Consider the following 15050-nt stretch of genomic DNA (forward strand, 5'->3'; position numbering starts at 1 on the left):
CGGAGTGTTCTGCCAGCAACAGAATTCATGCACCTCGCCTGGAGCCGTCGTCAGTTGCAGACTTCGACGTTACCAAGGGCGTGGCCTGTGCCTTTTGATTCAAGGCGACAGCCCGACCGAACGGGACGGCAGCCCGCGCTGTTGCAAACCATTTGCCCAGATGCGGAGGGCTTCGAAGGAGCAGCTTCGGTTTGCTTCCGCTCCGCGTCTCGCTTCTTGGCATCCTCGCGGGTCGCAACCGGCTTCTTGTCCTGCGCCTTCTCGCATTCATTGTCGTCATTGACGCGATAGCCGGCACGGCAGGCGATCTTCACGCAAGTGTCGCCGTCGGCCTTGAAGCCGTGATCGCACACCAGCGGGCAGACCCGTCCCGGCTTGGCCTTGATCGCATCGAGCGCCTCGAAGCTCGCGAGCTTGGCGTCGAACTTCGTTCCCGCATATTTGTTGAACAGCGTCAGCGAGCGCTGCGACGACGCATTCCAGTCGCCGTCGGCAGCCGTGGCCAGACATCCGACACGGCGCAGCTCGGACTGCACCAGCTTTGCGGTCTCCTGCGGCGAGAGACTGGGCGACGATTGAGTTGGGGTGACCGCCGCGACCTTCTGCTCGGCCTGCGCCTTGTCAGTTGCCTGCCTTACAGCGAGCTCAGCAGCCGCCTTGTCGTTCGCAACCTTGTCGGCGAGCGCCTTTTCGGCAGCCTGCTTGTCGGCCAAGGCTTTGGCGACAGCCGCTTCTGCGTCCTTCCTGCGCTGCTCGGCAGCTGCGGCCTTGGCTTCCTCGATCTGCTTGGCTTTCTCCGCCGCTGCCTTGGCGTCCTCAGCGGCCTTCGCGGCCGCTGCTGCTTTCTCCTGCTCGGCTTTCTTGGCGCGGTCGGATGCCAGCCGGGCCTTCTCGTCCTCGGCCTGTCTGGCCTTCTCCGCAGCCGCGGCACGGGTCTCTTCGGCGGCGATCTTGTTCAGCTGGCCCTTGGCGAGATCGGCATAGAAACCGCTGGGAAAGCTATTGAGGAAGGCGGTCCAGCCGTCGCGCGTCCCCAGCTGAAGCGCCAGCTCATAGTCGCGACGTACGGTGTCCTGGGGATTGGCCTGCGGCCCGGTCGCGACCGGCTTGGCCGGAACCAGGGCCAAATCGTCGCCGCCGAGCGAGCCGTACACGAAAGGCTCCTGCTTGTTGCCGGTGGTCTTGAGCACATCATCGCGGACGAACCGAAACGCCTTGCCGAGGTCGAGCCCCGGCGTCGGCAGGCGTTCGACCAGCGCGGTGGCAAACGGGCTGTTCTTGGCATCGCCATCCGAGGCGGTCGAGCCTGCTTTCGCCGCGAAGGCAATCATGGTGTTCGGGCTGGTCGGCTCGACCTTGGCCAGGCCGCGGCCGATGGCGCGGGACGCGACGGTGCGCTTCATCGTCTTGGCGAACGGATTGTCGCGGCAGGCGTCCAGGATGACGAGGCGCAGCTGCTTGGCCGGCTCGACCGCAAACAGCACCCGGTCGAGCGCGAAGGCTTCGTCGAGAACGTCGGTGTCGGTCTCGAGGGCGGCGTCGGTCGGGATCAGATAATTGGTGCCGTCGAGCTCGATGCCATGGCCGGCGTAGTAGACGACCGCAACGTCCGCGTCGCGGACCTTGCTGCCGAACTCGCGCAACGCCTTGCGCATGTCGACGACGGACAGATCGAGCTTGATGTCGACGATATCGAACCCGGCCTTCCTGAACATGCCGCCGACCAGCGCGGCATCGTTCGCGGGGTTCGCCAGCCGCGCCACGCTCTTATAGGCCGAGTTGCCCATGACGAGCGCGACGCGCTTCTCGGCCATTGCCGGACCGCATCCGAGCCATACGGCAAGAATCAACAAGAGAAACCGAAGCGCGCTCATAACAGCCCCAAGTCACCAAGCAGCCTCCGAGGCCGCTCAATCGCAGATTTCGCGAGGCGAAGTAACGATATTGCCATTGCGAGCCAGGGTATCCAGGCGACACCCTTTGGCGACGGGTCGACAGCCCGCGTTGTTGCAGTACATTTGCCCGGATGCGGAGGGCTTCGAAGGAGCCGCTTCAGTTTGTTTCCGCTCCGTGTCCCGCTTCTTGGCATCGTCGCGGGTTGCAACCGGCTTCTTGTCCTGCACCTTCTCGCATTCATTGTCGTCATTGACGCGATAGCCGGCACGGCAGGCGATCTTCACGCAAGCATCGCCATCGGCCTTGAAGCCGTGGTCGCACACCAGCGGGCAGACCCGGCCCGGCTTGGCTTTGATGGCATCGAGCGCGTCGAAGCTCGCGAGCTTGGCGTCGAATTTCGTACCCGCATATTTGTTGAACAGCGTCAGCGAGCGTTGCGACGACGCATTCCAGTCGCCGTCGGCAGCTGCGGCCAGACAGCCGACACGGCGCAGCTCGGACTGAACCAGCTTCGCCGTTTCCGCGGGGGACAGGCTCGGCTGCGATGAGGTTGGGGCAACGGCTGCAACTTTCTGTTGGCCATCGGCAATTTGCGGCTTCTCGGTCACCTGCCTCTCGGCGACGACCCTGTCGTTCGCAATCTTGTCGGTGAGCGCCTTTTCGGCAGCCTGCTTGTCGGCCAAGGCTTTGGCGACAGCCGCTTCTGCGTCCTTCCTGCGCTGCTCGGCAGCAGCTGCCTTGGCTTCCTCGACCTGCTTGGCTTTCTCTGCCGCGGCCTTGGCGTCCTCAGCGGCCTTCGCGGCGGCTGCTGCTTTCTCCTGCTCGGCCTTCCTGGCGCGGTCGGACACCAGCCGGGCCTTCTCGTCCTCGGCCTGTCTGGCCTTCTCCGCAGCGGCGGCGCGGGTTTCTTCGGCGGCAATCTTGTTCAACTGACCTTTGGCCAGATCGGCATAGAAACCGCTGGGAAAGCTAGCGAGGAAGGCGGTCCAGCCGTCACGCGTACCAAGCTGAAGCGCCAGTTCATAGTCACGACGTACGGTGTCCTGTGGGTTGGCTTGAGGGCCGGTGACGACTGGCTTGGCCGCAACCAGCGGCACATCGTCGCCGCCGAGCGAGCCGTACACGAAAGGCTCCTGCTTGTTGCCGGTGGTCTTGAGCACATCATCGCGAACGAATCGAAAGGCCTTGCCGAGGTCGAGCCCCGGCGTCGGCAGGCGGTCGACCAGAGCCGTGGCAAACGGGCTGTTCTTCGCATCACCGTCCGAGGCAGTCGAGCCCGCCTTGGCCGCGAAGGCAACCATCGTATTCGGGCTGGTCGGCTCGACCTTGGCAAGGCCGCGGCCGATGGCGCGGGAGGCGATGGTACGCTTCATCGTCTTGGCAAACGGATTGTCGCGACAGGCATCCAGGATGACGAGGCGCAGCTGCTTGGCCGGCTCGACCGCAAACAGCACCCGGTCGAGCGGGAACGCCTCGTCGAGAACGTCGGTGTCGGTCTCGAGCGCGGCATCGGTCGGGATCAGATAATTGGTGCCGTCAAGCTCGATGCCATGGCCGGCGTAGTAGACGACTGCAACGTCCGCATCTCGGACCTTGCTGCCGAACTCGCGCAATGCCTTGCGCATGTCGACGACGGAGAGGTCGAGCTTGATGTCGACAATATCGAACCCGGCCTTCCTGAACATGCCACCGACCAGGGCGGCATCGTTCGCGGGGTTCGCCAGCCTTGCCACGTTCGTGTAGGCCGAGTTGCCCATGACGAGCGCGACGCGCTTCTCGGCCAGCGCCGGTCCGGCTCCGACCCAGATCGCAACAATCAACAAAACAAACAGCCGAAGCCGCATTCCAGCCCCCGAATGCAATAGCGTCAGATTATTCGCAGGATAGTCAAACGCAATCTGTGCTCAGTGATATCAGTCACATATCCATGCGGCCATCCGGGCAAACCCCGGTGCCGGTGAAAGACGCCGGACCCCTCTAGTGGGCCAACGCGTCGTGGCATCATGCCCTGTTTTGCCCCGACAGGTCAATCATTATTCGAAAAATACGAAAATGCTCGATGCTGCCCACGCTTGGCTACTGTGCATGGGGTTGTTTTCGATTTTTTGTTTTGGAGGCTCCAGCCGGCCCCGCTCAGCCCCGCGGCCCGCGCAGCTGCGCCGTCAGCCTGTCCATCGCCTCCGCCACGTCGCGCCATTGCGACAGCCAGCTTCGTGGAAAGCGGAAGGTGAGGTCGGCGCCGCCGACGCGGCGCTCGGCGAGGCACATGCCCGGGGTGGCCGCATCGCGCGTGCAGCGCGCGGTCAGCGCGGGGCTTGTTGCGGAATAGAGGTCCTCGCTGCCGTAGGGCGTGTCGGTGCGGAACATCCGCATCGTCAGGCCGTCCGCAGGCATCGCCGCGGCCCGGTCGAGATAGCGCGGATAGATCGTCGTCGTCCGCTGCTCGGGCGAGAGCGCATCGTGATGGGCCGCGATCGACAGGAAGATGCGGTCGATCGCTTGCAGCGCCGCTTCCGCCGTGTCGGAGGTGACGTGCTTGGGCGCGCCGGGCGGCTCCAGCGAGGGATAGAGGAAGTCGAGATCGATGCGTTCCTGCGGCCCCGAGTGCCGCTGGATCTTCATCCGGATCGCGGTGACCGGCAGGTTGAACAACGTGCCGCCGACACTCACCGGCAGCTTGTCTGGGGCGTTCGCGCCGCCGCTGCCCCAGGTCGGCCACAACAGATAGGCGACGAGCGCGACCGCACACGCCGCGGCAGCGCCGCCGAGCACGATCGGGACGACGTGCGCCCGGGTGCGCGTGCGGGGGGACCTGAGGGAAGCTGCCGAGAACAAAGTCATGAATTGCGAGGTCGACCGGAGGTCGGCCGATGGCCGACGAATCAGCGGCGAATATGCCATGCGACGGCGGTTTCGCGGAGCGTTCCCGGCTGCGGGAAGCGGGGACGGCCCCTGCGCGGGCCGGCCGCCGCGTTAACCTTTCCTTAAGGATAATGTAGCGTTAAGGCGCACTCTTTGTCACAGGAAGGCACGCGCGTTGCGTAAGGGCGGAGCAGTTCCGATGACACCTGAAGCTCTCAACACCTTCTTCTCGATCTGCATCGGTTTCGCGCTCGCGGGCGCGCTCGTGAACGGATATCAGGCGCTCGCGCAGCGGCCCGCCGGCTTCGGCCTGCTGCAGGACGGCGTGGCGCCGAAAACCTTCGCGGCGGTTCCGTTCCTGGTGTTCGCCGCGCCCTTCATCATCATGCGCAATACGCTGCGTGGCATGCGGGTGGAAAGCCGCCGCGTGGAATTCGTGATGATGGCAACCCTCATCGCCGGGTTCTGGAGCATGATGAGCGGCACCTTCTTCCTGATGACGCTGCGCGCCGCCGGCCTTCTGGCCTGATGCCCGCGCGCTCGAGCGCGGCCGGCCCTTTGCGTCGCGGCGGCCGTTTGGCTATGCCAGTCGTCAACGCGACAGGAGACCCCCATGGCCATCTACGAGCTCGACGGGCAGGCGCCCGACCTTCCCGCCGACGGCAATTATTTCATCGCCGAGACCGCGACCGTGATCGGCCGGGTGCGCCTGAAGCCGGGCGCGAGCGTCTGGTTCGGCGCGGTGTTGCGCGGTGACAATGAGTGGATCGAAATCGGCGAGGGTGCCAACGTGCAGGACGGCTCGACCTGCCACACCGATCTCGGCTTTCCGCTTGTCATCGGCAGGAACTGCACCGTCGGCCACAACGTCATCCTGCACGGCTGCACCATCGAGGAGGGCGCGCTGATCGGCATGGGCTCGATCGTGATGAACGGCGCGAAGATCGGCCGCAACAGCATCGTCGGTGCCGGCTCCGTCATCACCGAGGGCAAGGAGTTCCCCGAGCGCTCGCTGATCATCGGCTCGCCCGCGCGCGTGGTCCGCACCCTCGACGACGCGCAGGTGCAGAAGATGGGGAGTGCGGCCCGGTTCTACGTGGCCAACGGTCCGCGCTTCAAGCAGGGCCTGAAGCGGATCGGCTGATCAGCTGCCTTCGGATTGGCGCGCTTCGATCGCGCCTGCCACCTTTTCGTGGCCGGCGGCCCAGAGCGCGTGCTCGTCGCTGCCGTCGCGATAGGGATTGGCCTCAGCCGGAATGTCTTCGCGCGCGGCGCGTTCGCCCTCTGCAAATGGATCGCGATCGGTCATCGTGACTGCTCCTGCGTCGTCAAGCTGATGTGACGGCATTTGTTCCGGAACAGGTCTTCGTGGCGACCGTTGACTGGCAAAGGAGAATTTCCGATGGCCAGGTCGTGCGCTTCGATCAAGATCGCGATCGTGATCCTCGCACTCGCGGCGATGCCGGCCGCGTCGTTCGCGCAAACGGCGGGCGGGTCTGCCGGATCGAGCGGAGCCTCGATGGGCTCGCCGGGAGGCTCCGCGGGATCGACCGGAGGTATCGCCAATTCGCCAGCACCGCCGCCTGGCACCAACAGCCTGGGGACGGCGCAATCTTCAGGGCCGGGCTCTGGAGTCACGACCGGCAGCGGCGGAGGTGGTGGCGGGGTTGATGCCGCCGTCAACGCCGAGAACCGCCAGCTCGACAGGAAATTGAAGAGCATCTGCCGCGGTTGCTGACGCTCGCGCGGAAGTGAGACAGTGTGGCTGTCGCGAATGACCGGCTGACGTTAGCTTGGTCCTGCTTTGAAGCGTGGAGCATCCACGCCCAGGAATCGAGTGATGTTACGCAGGATGATGAAAGCGGCGCTGGCCGTTGCATTGATCGGCTTGTCAGCGCCGCAGGCGGCCGAGGCGCGAGGATTCGGACACGGTGGCTGGGGTCATGGTGGCGGTTGGGGCCACCGCGGCCACTGGCATGGCGGCGGCTTCTGGCCTGGCGTGGCGATCGGAGCAGGCGTCGCCGGTGCCGGCCTGTACAGCGGCTATTACGGATATGGCTACGGCTATCCCTATTACGCCGTCCCCGACGACTATGGCCCCGCCTACAACGACGGTTACGGCGGCTGCTATGTCGCGCGGAAGCGTGTCATGACGCCATCGGGATGGCGCTACCGCCGGGTCGACGTCTGCGAGTGAGGCGGAATAGCTGTTAAAAAACAAGGCCGTTGACGCAGTATACCGTCAACGACCTTGCCAGCCCCGGATATTGAAATCGGCTCACGCCATCCGGTGATTGCGAGCATCGCGCGGAATCACACCGGCGAATGTGATCCAGTTCACAACTGGCTAAAATAAAGTTCCCGCCTTGTGATCGGCTCAGCCGCGCGAGCGCTTGCGCGCGCTGGCCTGGACGCGGTGCCGTGCCGGTTTCCTGCGGGTGACCGATGGCGTCTCGACCTCGGTCGCCCGTGCACTGGCAAAGGACTGCCGCAGGCCGTCGATGGACTCGTTCAAGGCTGTGACCTGCTCGGACAGACGCTTGGTGTCGGCCTGTTGCGCCGCCATCAGCCGCTTCATCGTCTGGAGCTGGTCCTGCACCACCTGAAGCTGGTCGATCGATTCCTGCTGGGTCGCTTCCAGCCCCTTGGTCTTCTCGACCAGCTGCTCGGAGGCCTGGGCGGTGCGGGCCTGAAGCTGCCGCGAGGCCACCACCCGGTCGGACTCAGGGGCGGCGCCGGAATAGGCTCGCCAGATCGCGATCGAGGTCACGCCGGCGATCAGCAGGAGAAGGGCGGCGGCGGTCAGCGCGATCGGCTGGGCGCCGAGGCGAAGGAGGGGGTTGGACGGCGTGTCCTGGGCGAGATCGATCATTCGCTGACAAAACCCAAAGTGAAACTTGGTGAGTGGCGAAGACCGGCAACCCAGAGGGGTCACCGGGGCGTCCCGAAAGCCTTACGTTTCGGCAAGGAATGGGACCAAAAAGAGGCTGAGCGCAAAAAAACCAGTGTTCAGCGAGCCTTGCCGGCCCCGAACGGTGCGGATCAAGGCTGAAATTGAGAAAACGGCCCGGAATAGCTCTTCGTGCGCGGGGCCGCATAGGGGCCGAGGCGGGACGTCGTCAGTCCCAGCCGCACCAGTGATTCCGCCAGCGTCACCGCGGCGGCGACGCCATCGACCACGGGCAGGCCGTGCGCGGCGGCGAGCTCGCCCGCGAGATCGGCCATGCCGGCGCAGCCGAGCACGATGGCCTCTGCCCGGTCGTCACGGATCGCGGCGGTGATCTCCGCGGAGATCTTGCCGAGCGCCTCAGCGTTGCGCGCCTCGAGCGCCAGCACCGGGACCTCGGCGGCACGGACGCGGGCGCAGCGTTCGGCCAGGCCGTACTTCCGCAGATTGTGCTCGATCGGCACGATGGAGACGCCGAGCGTGGTCACCACGGCAAAGCGCGCGGCGATCAGGCTCGCGAGGTGGAAGCCGGCCTCGCCGATACCGATCACCGGTGCCTGGGCGGCGGCACGCGCGGCATCCAAGCCGGTGTCGTCGAAGCAGGCGATGATGTGCGCGTCCGCGCCGTCGCGATCGGCCTCGCGGATGCAGCCGAGCATGCCCGGTACCGCAAAAGCTTCGTCGTAAAACCCCTCGATCGAGACCGGGCCCATCGCCGGCTGACGCGCATCGACCACGGTGTCGGCGAGGGCAACGCTGCGCGCGGCAGCGGCGATCTTCGCCGTCATCGACGCCGTTGTGTTGGGATTCACGACGTGAAGCCGCATCGGAACAGACGAGTCCCTTCTCAGACAAGTCCCTTGCCGGCGTCCGAGCCCTTGGCCGCCTGCCGCTTGTTGAGCATGTGGATGGTGCCGAGCGCAAGGGTGATGACCGTGAACGAGACCGCCGAGATCACGGTGCCGAGCGCGTAGATGTCGGGATTGGTCACGGTGGTGGTGAGGCCTTGAAGATCCAGCGGCAACGTGTTCACCGCGCCGATCGCCTGGCTGGAGCGCGCGAGTTCGTCCCAGGACAGCGTGAAGCCGAACAGGCCGATGCCGATCACCGAGGGCAGGATGATCGGGAGCACGACATGCCGGAACGTCTGCCACGGGGTCGCCCCGAGATCGCGCGCGGCTTCTTCCAGCCGCGGATCGAAGCGGTTGAAGATCGCGAACATGATGAGCAACCCGAACGGCAGCGTCCAGGTCAGGTGCGCGCCGAGCCCGGACGTGAGCAGGCCCATCGAGGTCTCGAAATTCTCGTTCCAATGCGTCTTGATCAGGTCGTCGATGATGCGGAACTCGAGCGAGATGCCGAGCGAGGTGATGATCGAGGGCACGATGAGGCTGGCAATCGCCGAGTAGAACAGGATGCTCTGTGCCTTGAACTTGCGGCGGAAGGCCATGCCGGCGGCGACCGACAGCACGACGGTGACGATCATCACGATGATGCCGAGCAGCAGCGAGCGGCGGAAGGCCGCGCCGAGATCGACGATGCCGGTGCCCTGGAACAGCTTTGCGATCCAGAACGTCGAGACGCCGTTCATCGGGAAGGTGAGGCCGCCCTGCGGCCCCTGGAACGACAGCACGTAGATCGCGATCATCGGCCCGTAGAGAAACAGCGTGTAGGCCGCGAAGAAGATCGCGAGCACGTAGAACGAGCGCGGGCGTCCCTCCTTCATGCTCTAGAGCTCCTTCTTGATGTCGACGATGCGCGACATCATGGTGATGATCAGGAATGTGATCGCGAGCAGGATCACGGCGTTGGCCGCGGCGGCGGGGAATTGCAGCGCGTTGACCCGGGTCTCGATGATCTTGCCGGCGGCGGCGATCTGCTGGCCGCCCATCACGCCGATGGTGATGAAGTCGCCCATCACGATGGTGATGACGAAGATCGAGCCGATCACGATGCCGGGCTTGGTCAGCGGAACGACGACGTTGACGAGGGTCTGGAAGCCGGTCGCGCCGGCGTCATAGGCGGCCTCGATCAGCGACTTGTCGATGCGCACCATCGAGTTGAAGATCGGCACCACCATGAAGAAGGTGAAGAGGTGCACCAGCGCCAGCACCACCGAGAATTCGGAGAACAACAGCCATTCCAGCGGATGGTTGATCAGGCCGGTCTTGACCAGACCGGAATTGACGAGACCGTTGCGGCCGAGCAAGGGGATCCAGGCGATCATGCGGATCACGTTGGAGGTCCAGAACGGGATCGTGCAGAGCAGCGACAAGCCCATCTGCCAGGTCTTGGACTTGACGTGGAAGGCGAGGAAGTAGGCGACCCAGAAGCCGACGAAGAGGGTGATGGCCCAGACCATGAAGCAAAGCTTCAGCGTCATCAGATAGGTCTTGGCGATGGTGCAGAGGTCGGGAAGCTGCGCGATGCAGCCCTCGAACGTATCGGTGTAGCCGCGGCCGGAGAAAGCCGGCAGCAACTGGTATTCGTTGTAGTCCCAGAACGAGACGATGACGACGAAGACGAGCGGAATGAGGAAGAAGGCGAGAAACACCAGCATCATCGGCCCGGCCTGGAGCCAGGAGACGAAGGACGGCGACAGGCGCGTCGGCTTTGCGGCGCGCGCTGTTCCCGACCCCGGGATCAAGCCCGGGGTAGCCTGTTGCAGGACTTCTTCCGACATGTCCGTTACGCCGCGATGAACTCGTTCCACTTACGGACCATGTAGTCGTTCTCGTCCATCACGGCGTTCCAGCACGCGACGCCGCCCATGCGGTCCTCGTAGGAGCCGCCGTCACGCAACGCGCCGGCCTTTTCCAGCAGCGAGCCGTCAGGCGCCTTGATGTCCTTCTCGGCCGGCTTGCCCTCCATCCAGTAGGCCCATTCGTAGGGCTCCATGTGCGCCTTCGCGGTGGAGAGCACGGCGGAGTAATAGCCCTGGCGGTTAAGATAGGCGCCGGCATAGCCGGACAGGAACCAGTTCACGAACTCATAGGCCCATTCGAGCTTGGCACCCGAGACGCCCTTGGACACGCAGAAGCCGGACGCCCAGGAACGGTAACCTTCCTTGAGCGGCTGGAAGGTGCAGGGGATGCCCATCGAGCGCACCTTGGTGACCGCCGGCGACCACATCGACTGAATCACGGTCTCGCCCGAGGCCATCAGGTTGACGCTCTCGTTGAAGTCCTTCCAGAAGGCGCGGAACTGGCCGGCCTTCTTCGCCTCGGTCATCACCTTCATGGTGAGATCGATCTCTTCCTTGGTCATGTTGCCCTTGTCGGCATATTTGTACTTGCCGGAGGCTTCCACGACCATCGCCGCGTCCATGATGCCGATCGAGGGGATGTTGAGGATCGAGGCCTTGCCCTTGAACTCGGGGTTGAGCAGCTCGGCCCAGGTGCTGATCGGACGCTTGATCAGGTCGGGGCGGATGCCGAGCGTGTCGGCGTTGTAGACGGTCGGGATCAGCGTGACGAATTCGGTGGCCGAAGTCGCGAACTTCTTGGAATCCTTGCCTTCGAGATAGAGCACCTTCCAGGGCGCGGTGCCCTGGCCGCCGATCTTCTTGCCGCCGGGTGTCTCGCCCTTGGTGAAGACGGGCGTGATGTTGTCGAACTCTTTGATCTTCTTGGCGTCGAGCGCGAGGATGTTGCCCGACGGCACCAGCTTCTTCAGCGAGAAATATTCGGTGTCGAGCACGTCGAAGGAGTTCGGCTGGGTCATCACGCGCTTGGTGACGTCGTCGGTGGTCGCGGTGATGTATTCGATCTTGATGCCGGTGTCCTTCAGGCACTGCTTGGAGATGTCGTCGCCTTCGTTCACGGCCGTGCCGAGATAGCGTAGCACCTTCGCATCGGCCGACTTCACGTAGGGAAAGCCGGTGATCGCGCCGGAGCCGGCGGCGAGGCCGGCGAGACCAGCGGTGCCCTTCAATAGCGTGCGGCGGCTGACGCCGGTCTTCCTGGTCGTCTCGGTCATTTCGCTCACTCCTCTGTGTTGCGCATTTCCGTGGTGAAGGGTGTTATTGCAGGCGTTGCGCCTTGGCGGGATCCCAGGTCGCCAGCACGCGATCGCCCGGACGGAACGGGTGCACGTCGAAGGCGGCCTCGGGAAGGTGGGAAAACAGGGCGGTGCCGTCGTCGAGCGTGAGCGAGACGGCGATGTAGGAGCCCTGGTACTCGGTCTGGGTCAGCAGCGCCGGCGCGCCGAAGGCGCCGTCGGCGAACGGCGCGATGCCGAGCTGATCGGCGCGGACGGCGATCAGATTGCCGGCGTCGCTGAGCACGTTGTGGCCGCCGATGAAGCGGGCCACGAATTCGGTGCGGGGATGATGGAAGATGTCGCGCGCCGTGCCCTGCTGCTCGATCTTGCCGTGGTTCATCACCACGATGTGGTCGGCGAGCGCCATCGCCTCTTCCTGGCCGTGGGTCACCTGGATGAAGCTGATGCCGAGCTCGCGCTGCAGCCGCTTCAATTCGCCGCGCATCTTGACGCGCAGGAACGGATCGAGCGCCGAGAGCGGCTCGTCGAGCAAGAGGATCTGCGGCTCGGTGATCAGCGCGCGGGCGAGCGCGACGCGCTGCTGCTGGCCGCCGGAGAGCTGCGCGGGAAGGCGGCCTGCATATTGGCTCATCGCCACCAGCTCGAGCAATTCGCCGGCGCGCTTGTGCCGCGTCGGCTTGTCGATGCCGCGCATCTTCAGGGCGAAGGCGACGTTGTCGATCACGGAGAGGTGCGGAAACAGCGCGTAGGACTGGAACATCATCGCGGTGCCGCGCTTGGCCGGCTCGAGGTCGGTGACGTTCTGCGGGCCGAGGAGGATGTCGCCTTCGCTGACCGCCTCGTGGCCTGCGATCATGCGCAGCGTCGAGGTCTTGCCGCAGCCGGAGGGGCCGAGCAGGCAGCAATAGGTGCCGGCCGGGATCTTCAGGTTGACGTTATCGACCGCCAGCGTGGCGTCGTAGCGCTTGGTGACGGCGACCAGTTCGAGAGCGGCGGGAATGGCCATGGCAGATCCGAGGAAGGGGCGATGCGTCCCGCCTCTCTCCGCAAGGTCCGTGCCAACAGCCAACGACGGTGCGAATTTCCAAAACTGTGCAGCGGAGTCAGATCGTTAGATCGATTCCGGGCCAATTTGTCCGCCCGCCGGCTGTGCAGTCACCTGCACACAAAACGGGCGAAGATTGTATAAAGTTTCGCCTGTGATTGGATACAGCTCGTCGACTAACATTGCAGGCCGAACGTTCGTCGATCGAGCCCTCACAATCATGGCCGCCAAGACCCGCCAGAAACCCGATGCGCCCGATGCGAGCGATCGCGTCAGCCGCATCCGGGAGGGTGTGACCGCCGCGATCCTCGAGCATCGCCTGCTGCCCGGCACGAAGCTCGGCGAGGACGAGATCGGCGACATCTACGGCGCGAGCCGGACGCTGGTGCGCACCGCGCTGCAGCAGCTCGCGCATGAGGGCATCGTCAGCATCGAGAAGAATCGCGGCGCCTTCGTCGCGCGCCCGACGCCGGCCGACGCCCGCGAGGTGTTCGAGGCCCGCCGGCTGATCGAGCCCAGCATCGTCGATCACGCCATCGAGGCGGTCTCGCCGGCCTGGCTCGATCGCCTCGGCCAGCATCTCGACGAGGAGCGCGAAGCGGAATTGCGCGGCGATGCGCGCGCCTCGGTGCGGCTCTCCGGCGAGTTTCATCGTCTCGTCGCCGAGATGAGCGGCCACAGCATCTATCTCGGCTTCCTGAAGGAGCTGATCGCGCGCTCCTCGCTCATCATCCTGCTCTACCGCCGCCACGACACGCCGGCGTGCGGCACCGATCATCACGCCGAGATCGTCGCCGCGATCCGCAAGCGCGACAAGGCGCGCGCCGCCGCCTTGATGCTGTCGCACCTGAACGAGATCGAGGCGGAGCTGTTCCTGAAGGATCCCGCCGCCGACGAGCTGCGGCTGGCGGACGTGCTGGGGGCCTGAGGGCTTCTTGCGTCGGTATGGGACCGGCGAGCCGGGAGCTATTGTGGCTCCAAGCCGAGGTTCTTGATCGACTCCAGCCAGACCGGCCCTTCCTTTTCGTAGAGGGCGACCGAGGAGGCGCGATCCATTGCCGGCGAGTCGACGCCGAAGGCGTCGAGCAGCTTCTGGACGCGCTCCGTCTTGCCGCCTTCGACCATGAGCTTGGCGAGCAGTTCGATCCGGTCGGGCGGTGTTGCAGCGGGCGCCACCAGGGTCGTGAAGCTCGTGAGCTGGAACACCTTGCCGGTGACCCCCTGCTCGGTGAACGTCTTGGTGTCCGGCAGTTTCTTCATGCGAACCAGTGACGGAACGGCGATCGCGCGGCCGACGCCGGTATCGAGGACAGGAAGCGCAGCCTGATAGCTGCCGGTCGCGGCCTGAATGACGCCGGCCGCCAGGTCCTGCCACATGGGCGCTTCGCCGCGGTAGTGCACGATGGAGATGTCGAGGCCATATTGGCGGTTGAGCTCGGCGATCGCGATGTGTGCGAACGAGCCGATCCCATACGATCCTGCCGTGACCTTGTTGCGGCGGGCATAGGCGACGAAATCTTCGATGGACTTTGCACCGATGGCGGAATGGACGACCAGCGGCAGATGACCCGATGGCGTCACCGAGACGATCGTGAAATCCTTGTCCGGATCATAGGCCAGCGATTTCAGCAGCAGCCGGTTTCCGAGCAACGTGGATGAGATCGTGTACATCAGCGTGTGGCCGTCCGCCGGCGAATCCTTGACCGATTGCGCTGCCAGCGCGCCACTCGCTCCCGTTTTGTTTTCGACAACGACCGGCTGCCCAAGCTTCTGGGAGATGTAATCGCCATAGGCGCGGGCGAACGCATCGGTGATGCCGCCGGCGGGCGTCGAAACGACGATCTTGATGGCTCTGGTGGGCCAGGCTTCGGCTGCGGACCCTTCAGCGGTCGCTATCACAAGGCATGCAATTGCAGCCCCCAATATTCCGACGAATGTCCTCACTTGCGCCTCCCGTTTCGCTCTGCATCTTGGGCGCCCTGCGGTCGCCGGGCAGAGATGTCACACGAGCGGAGGCAAATAGAAACAACATTTTACTGTGTGAAGTGGCGGTCTCCTGATGACGAAGACGGGCCTGCCGCAGCAAGGTTGGCGGCGAGCGCCTCGGCCAGTGCGAGGCGGCGTCGGGGACCTTCCTCGGGACGGAATAATGGCATGGCAGCTCTTTGTGGGGACCGTGCTTCTCGTCCATGAAGCAATCGCCGGATCAGTCAAACAGGTCCCGGCTGCCCGCCGAGAGATTCGCGCTCCGACCCCCAAGCGCGACAAGCCGCGCGCGGGCACCGCATTGGCTCCTCA

General features: G+C 64.7%; 16 protein-coding genes. 5 read left to right on the forward strand and 11 right to left on the reverse strand.

Annotated elements, in window-relative coordinates; all coding sequences use genetic code 11:
• Positions 1–50 precede the first annotated feature (50 nt).
• The 3 genes from XI05_RS27810 to XI05_RS27820 form a co-directional block, all read right to left on the reverse strand.
• A complete protein-coding gene (locus XI05_RS27810) occupies positions 51–1874 on the reverse strand; it encodes a caspase family protein (protein ID WP_271507742.1) in 1824 nt (607 codons plus the stop codon).
• A 36-nt stretch (positions 1875–1910) separates the two neighbouring features.
• A complete protein-coding gene (locus tag XI05_RS27815; protein WP_271507745.1) occupies positions 1911–3740 on the reverse strand; it encodes a caspase family protein in 1830 nt (609 codons plus the stop codon).
• A 289-nt stretch (positions 3741–4029) separates the two neighbouring features.
• Positions 4030–4737 carry a hypothetical protein gene (locus tag XI05_RS27820; RefSeq protein WP_271507748.1) on the reverse strand — a complete coding sequence of 236 codons (708 nt, stop codon included), beginning with the start codon at positions 4735–4737 and terminating at the stop codon, positions 4030–4032.
• 220 nt (positions 4738–4957) lie between these two features.
• Between XI05_RS27820 and XI05_RS27825 the strand changes: the two genes are divergently transcribed.
• On the forward strand, positions 4958–5287 hold the full coding sequence (locus XI05_RS27825) for a DUF6949 family protein (RefSeq protein WP_212258119.1): 330 nt from the start codon (positions 4958–4960) through the stop codon (positions 5285–5287).
• An 84-nt stretch (positions 5288–5371) separates the two neighbouring features.
• On the forward strand, positions 5372–5902 hold the full coding sequence (locus tag XI05_RS27830; protein WP_271507751.1) for a gamma carbonic anhydrase family protein: 531 nt from the start codon (positions 5372–5374) through the stop codon (positions 5900–5902).
• Here XI05_RS27830 and XI05_RS27835 read toward each other — a convergent pair whose 3' ends face one another.
• Positions 5903–6067, reverse strand: a complete 165-nt coding sequence (locus XI05_RS27835; protein ID WP_212258121.1) for a hypothetical protein — start codon at positions 6065–6067, stop codon at positions 5903–5905.
• Between the two features lie 93 nt (positions 6068–6160).
• On the opposite strand from XI05_RS27835, the gene XI05_RS27840 reads away from it, so the two are divergent.
• Together XI05_RS27840 and XI05_RS27845 are read left to right on the forward strand one after the other, a co-directional pair.
• Positions 6161–6496 carry a hypothetical protein gene (locus tag XI05_RS27840; protein WP_271507754.1) on the forward strand — a complete coding sequence of 112 codons (336 nt, stop codon included), beginning with the start codon at positions 6161–6163 and terminating at the stop codon, positions 6494–6496.
• Between the two features lie 102 nt (positions 6497–6598).
• Positions 6599–6955 (forward strand): hypothetical protein, encoded by a 357-nt coding sequence (locus tag XI05_RS27845; protein WP_271507757.1) that lies wholly within the window; start codon positions 6599–6601, stop codon positions 6953–6955.
• 180 nt (positions 6956–7135) lie between these two features.
• On the opposite strand, the gene XI05_RS27850 is transcribed toward XI05_RS27845, so the two are convergent.
• From XI05_RS27850 to XI05_RS27875, 6 genes are all read right to left on the reverse strand, one after another.
• Positions 7136–7630 (reverse strand): hypothetical protein, encoded by a 495-nt coding sequence (locus XI05_RS27850; protein ID WP_172783083.1) that lies wholly within the window; start codon positions 7628–7630, stop codon positions 7136–7138.
• A gap of 170 nt (positions 7631–7800) precedes the next feature.
• Positions 7801–8532 (reverse strand): aspartate/glutamate racemase family protein, encoded by a 732-nt coding sequence (locus tag XI05_RS27855; RefSeq protein ID WP_271507760.1) that lies wholly within the window; start codon positions 8530–8532, stop codon positions 7801–7803.
• A gap of 20 nt (positions 8533–8552) precedes the next feature.
• Complete coding sequence (locus tag XI05_RS27860; RefSeq protein ID WP_271507763.1) at positions 8553–9431, reverse strand: ABC transporter permease; 879 nt, start codon at positions 9429–9431, stop codon at positions 8553–8555.
• 3 nt (positions 9432–9434) lie between these two features.
• On the reverse strand, positions 9435–10388 hold the full coding sequence (locus tag XI05_RS27865; protein WP_271507765.1) for an ABC transporter permease: 954 nt from the start codon (positions 10386–10388) through the stop codon (positions 9435–9437).
• A 5-nt stretch (positions 10389–10393) separates the two neighbouring features.
• A complete protein-coding gene (locus XI05_RS27870) occupies positions 10394–11683 on the reverse strand; it encodes an ABC transporter substrate-binding protein (RefSeq protein ID WP_271507767.1) in 1290 nt (429 codons plus the stop codon).
• 43 nt (positions 11684–11726) lie between these two features.
• Positions 11727–12713 carry an ABC transporter ATP-binding protein gene (locus XI05_RS27875; protein ID WP_271507769.1) on the reverse strand — a complete coding sequence of 329 codons (987 nt, stop codon included), beginning with the start codon at positions 12711–12713 and terminating at the stop codon, positions 11727–11729.
• Between the two features lie 259 nt (positions 12714–12972).
• On the opposite strand from XI05_RS27875, the gene XI05_RS27880 reads away from it, so the two are divergent.
• On the forward strand, positions 12973–13680 hold the full coding sequence (locus XI05_RS27880; protein ID WP_271507772.1) for a GntR family transcriptional regulator: 708 nt from the start codon (positions 12973–12975) through the stop codon (positions 13678–13680).
• Between the two features lie 38 nt (positions 13681–13718).
• Here the strand turns inward: XI05_RS27880 and XI05_RS27885 are convergent, their stop codons facing one another.
• The gene (locus tag XI05_RS27885; protein WP_271507775.1) at positions 13719–14696 is read right to left on the reverse strand and encodes a Bug family tripartite tricarboxylate transporter substrate binding protein; all 978 of its coding nucleotides are present in this window, start codon (positions 14694–14696) and stop codon (positions 13719–13721) included.
• Between the last annotated feature and the right edge of the window lie 354 nt (positions 14697–15050).

The organism is Bradyrhizobium sp. CCBAU 11357 (genome assembly GCF_028128865.1).
Lineage (GTDB): Bacteria > Pseudomonadota > Alphaproteobacteria > Rhizobiales > Xanthobacteraceae > Bradyrhizobium.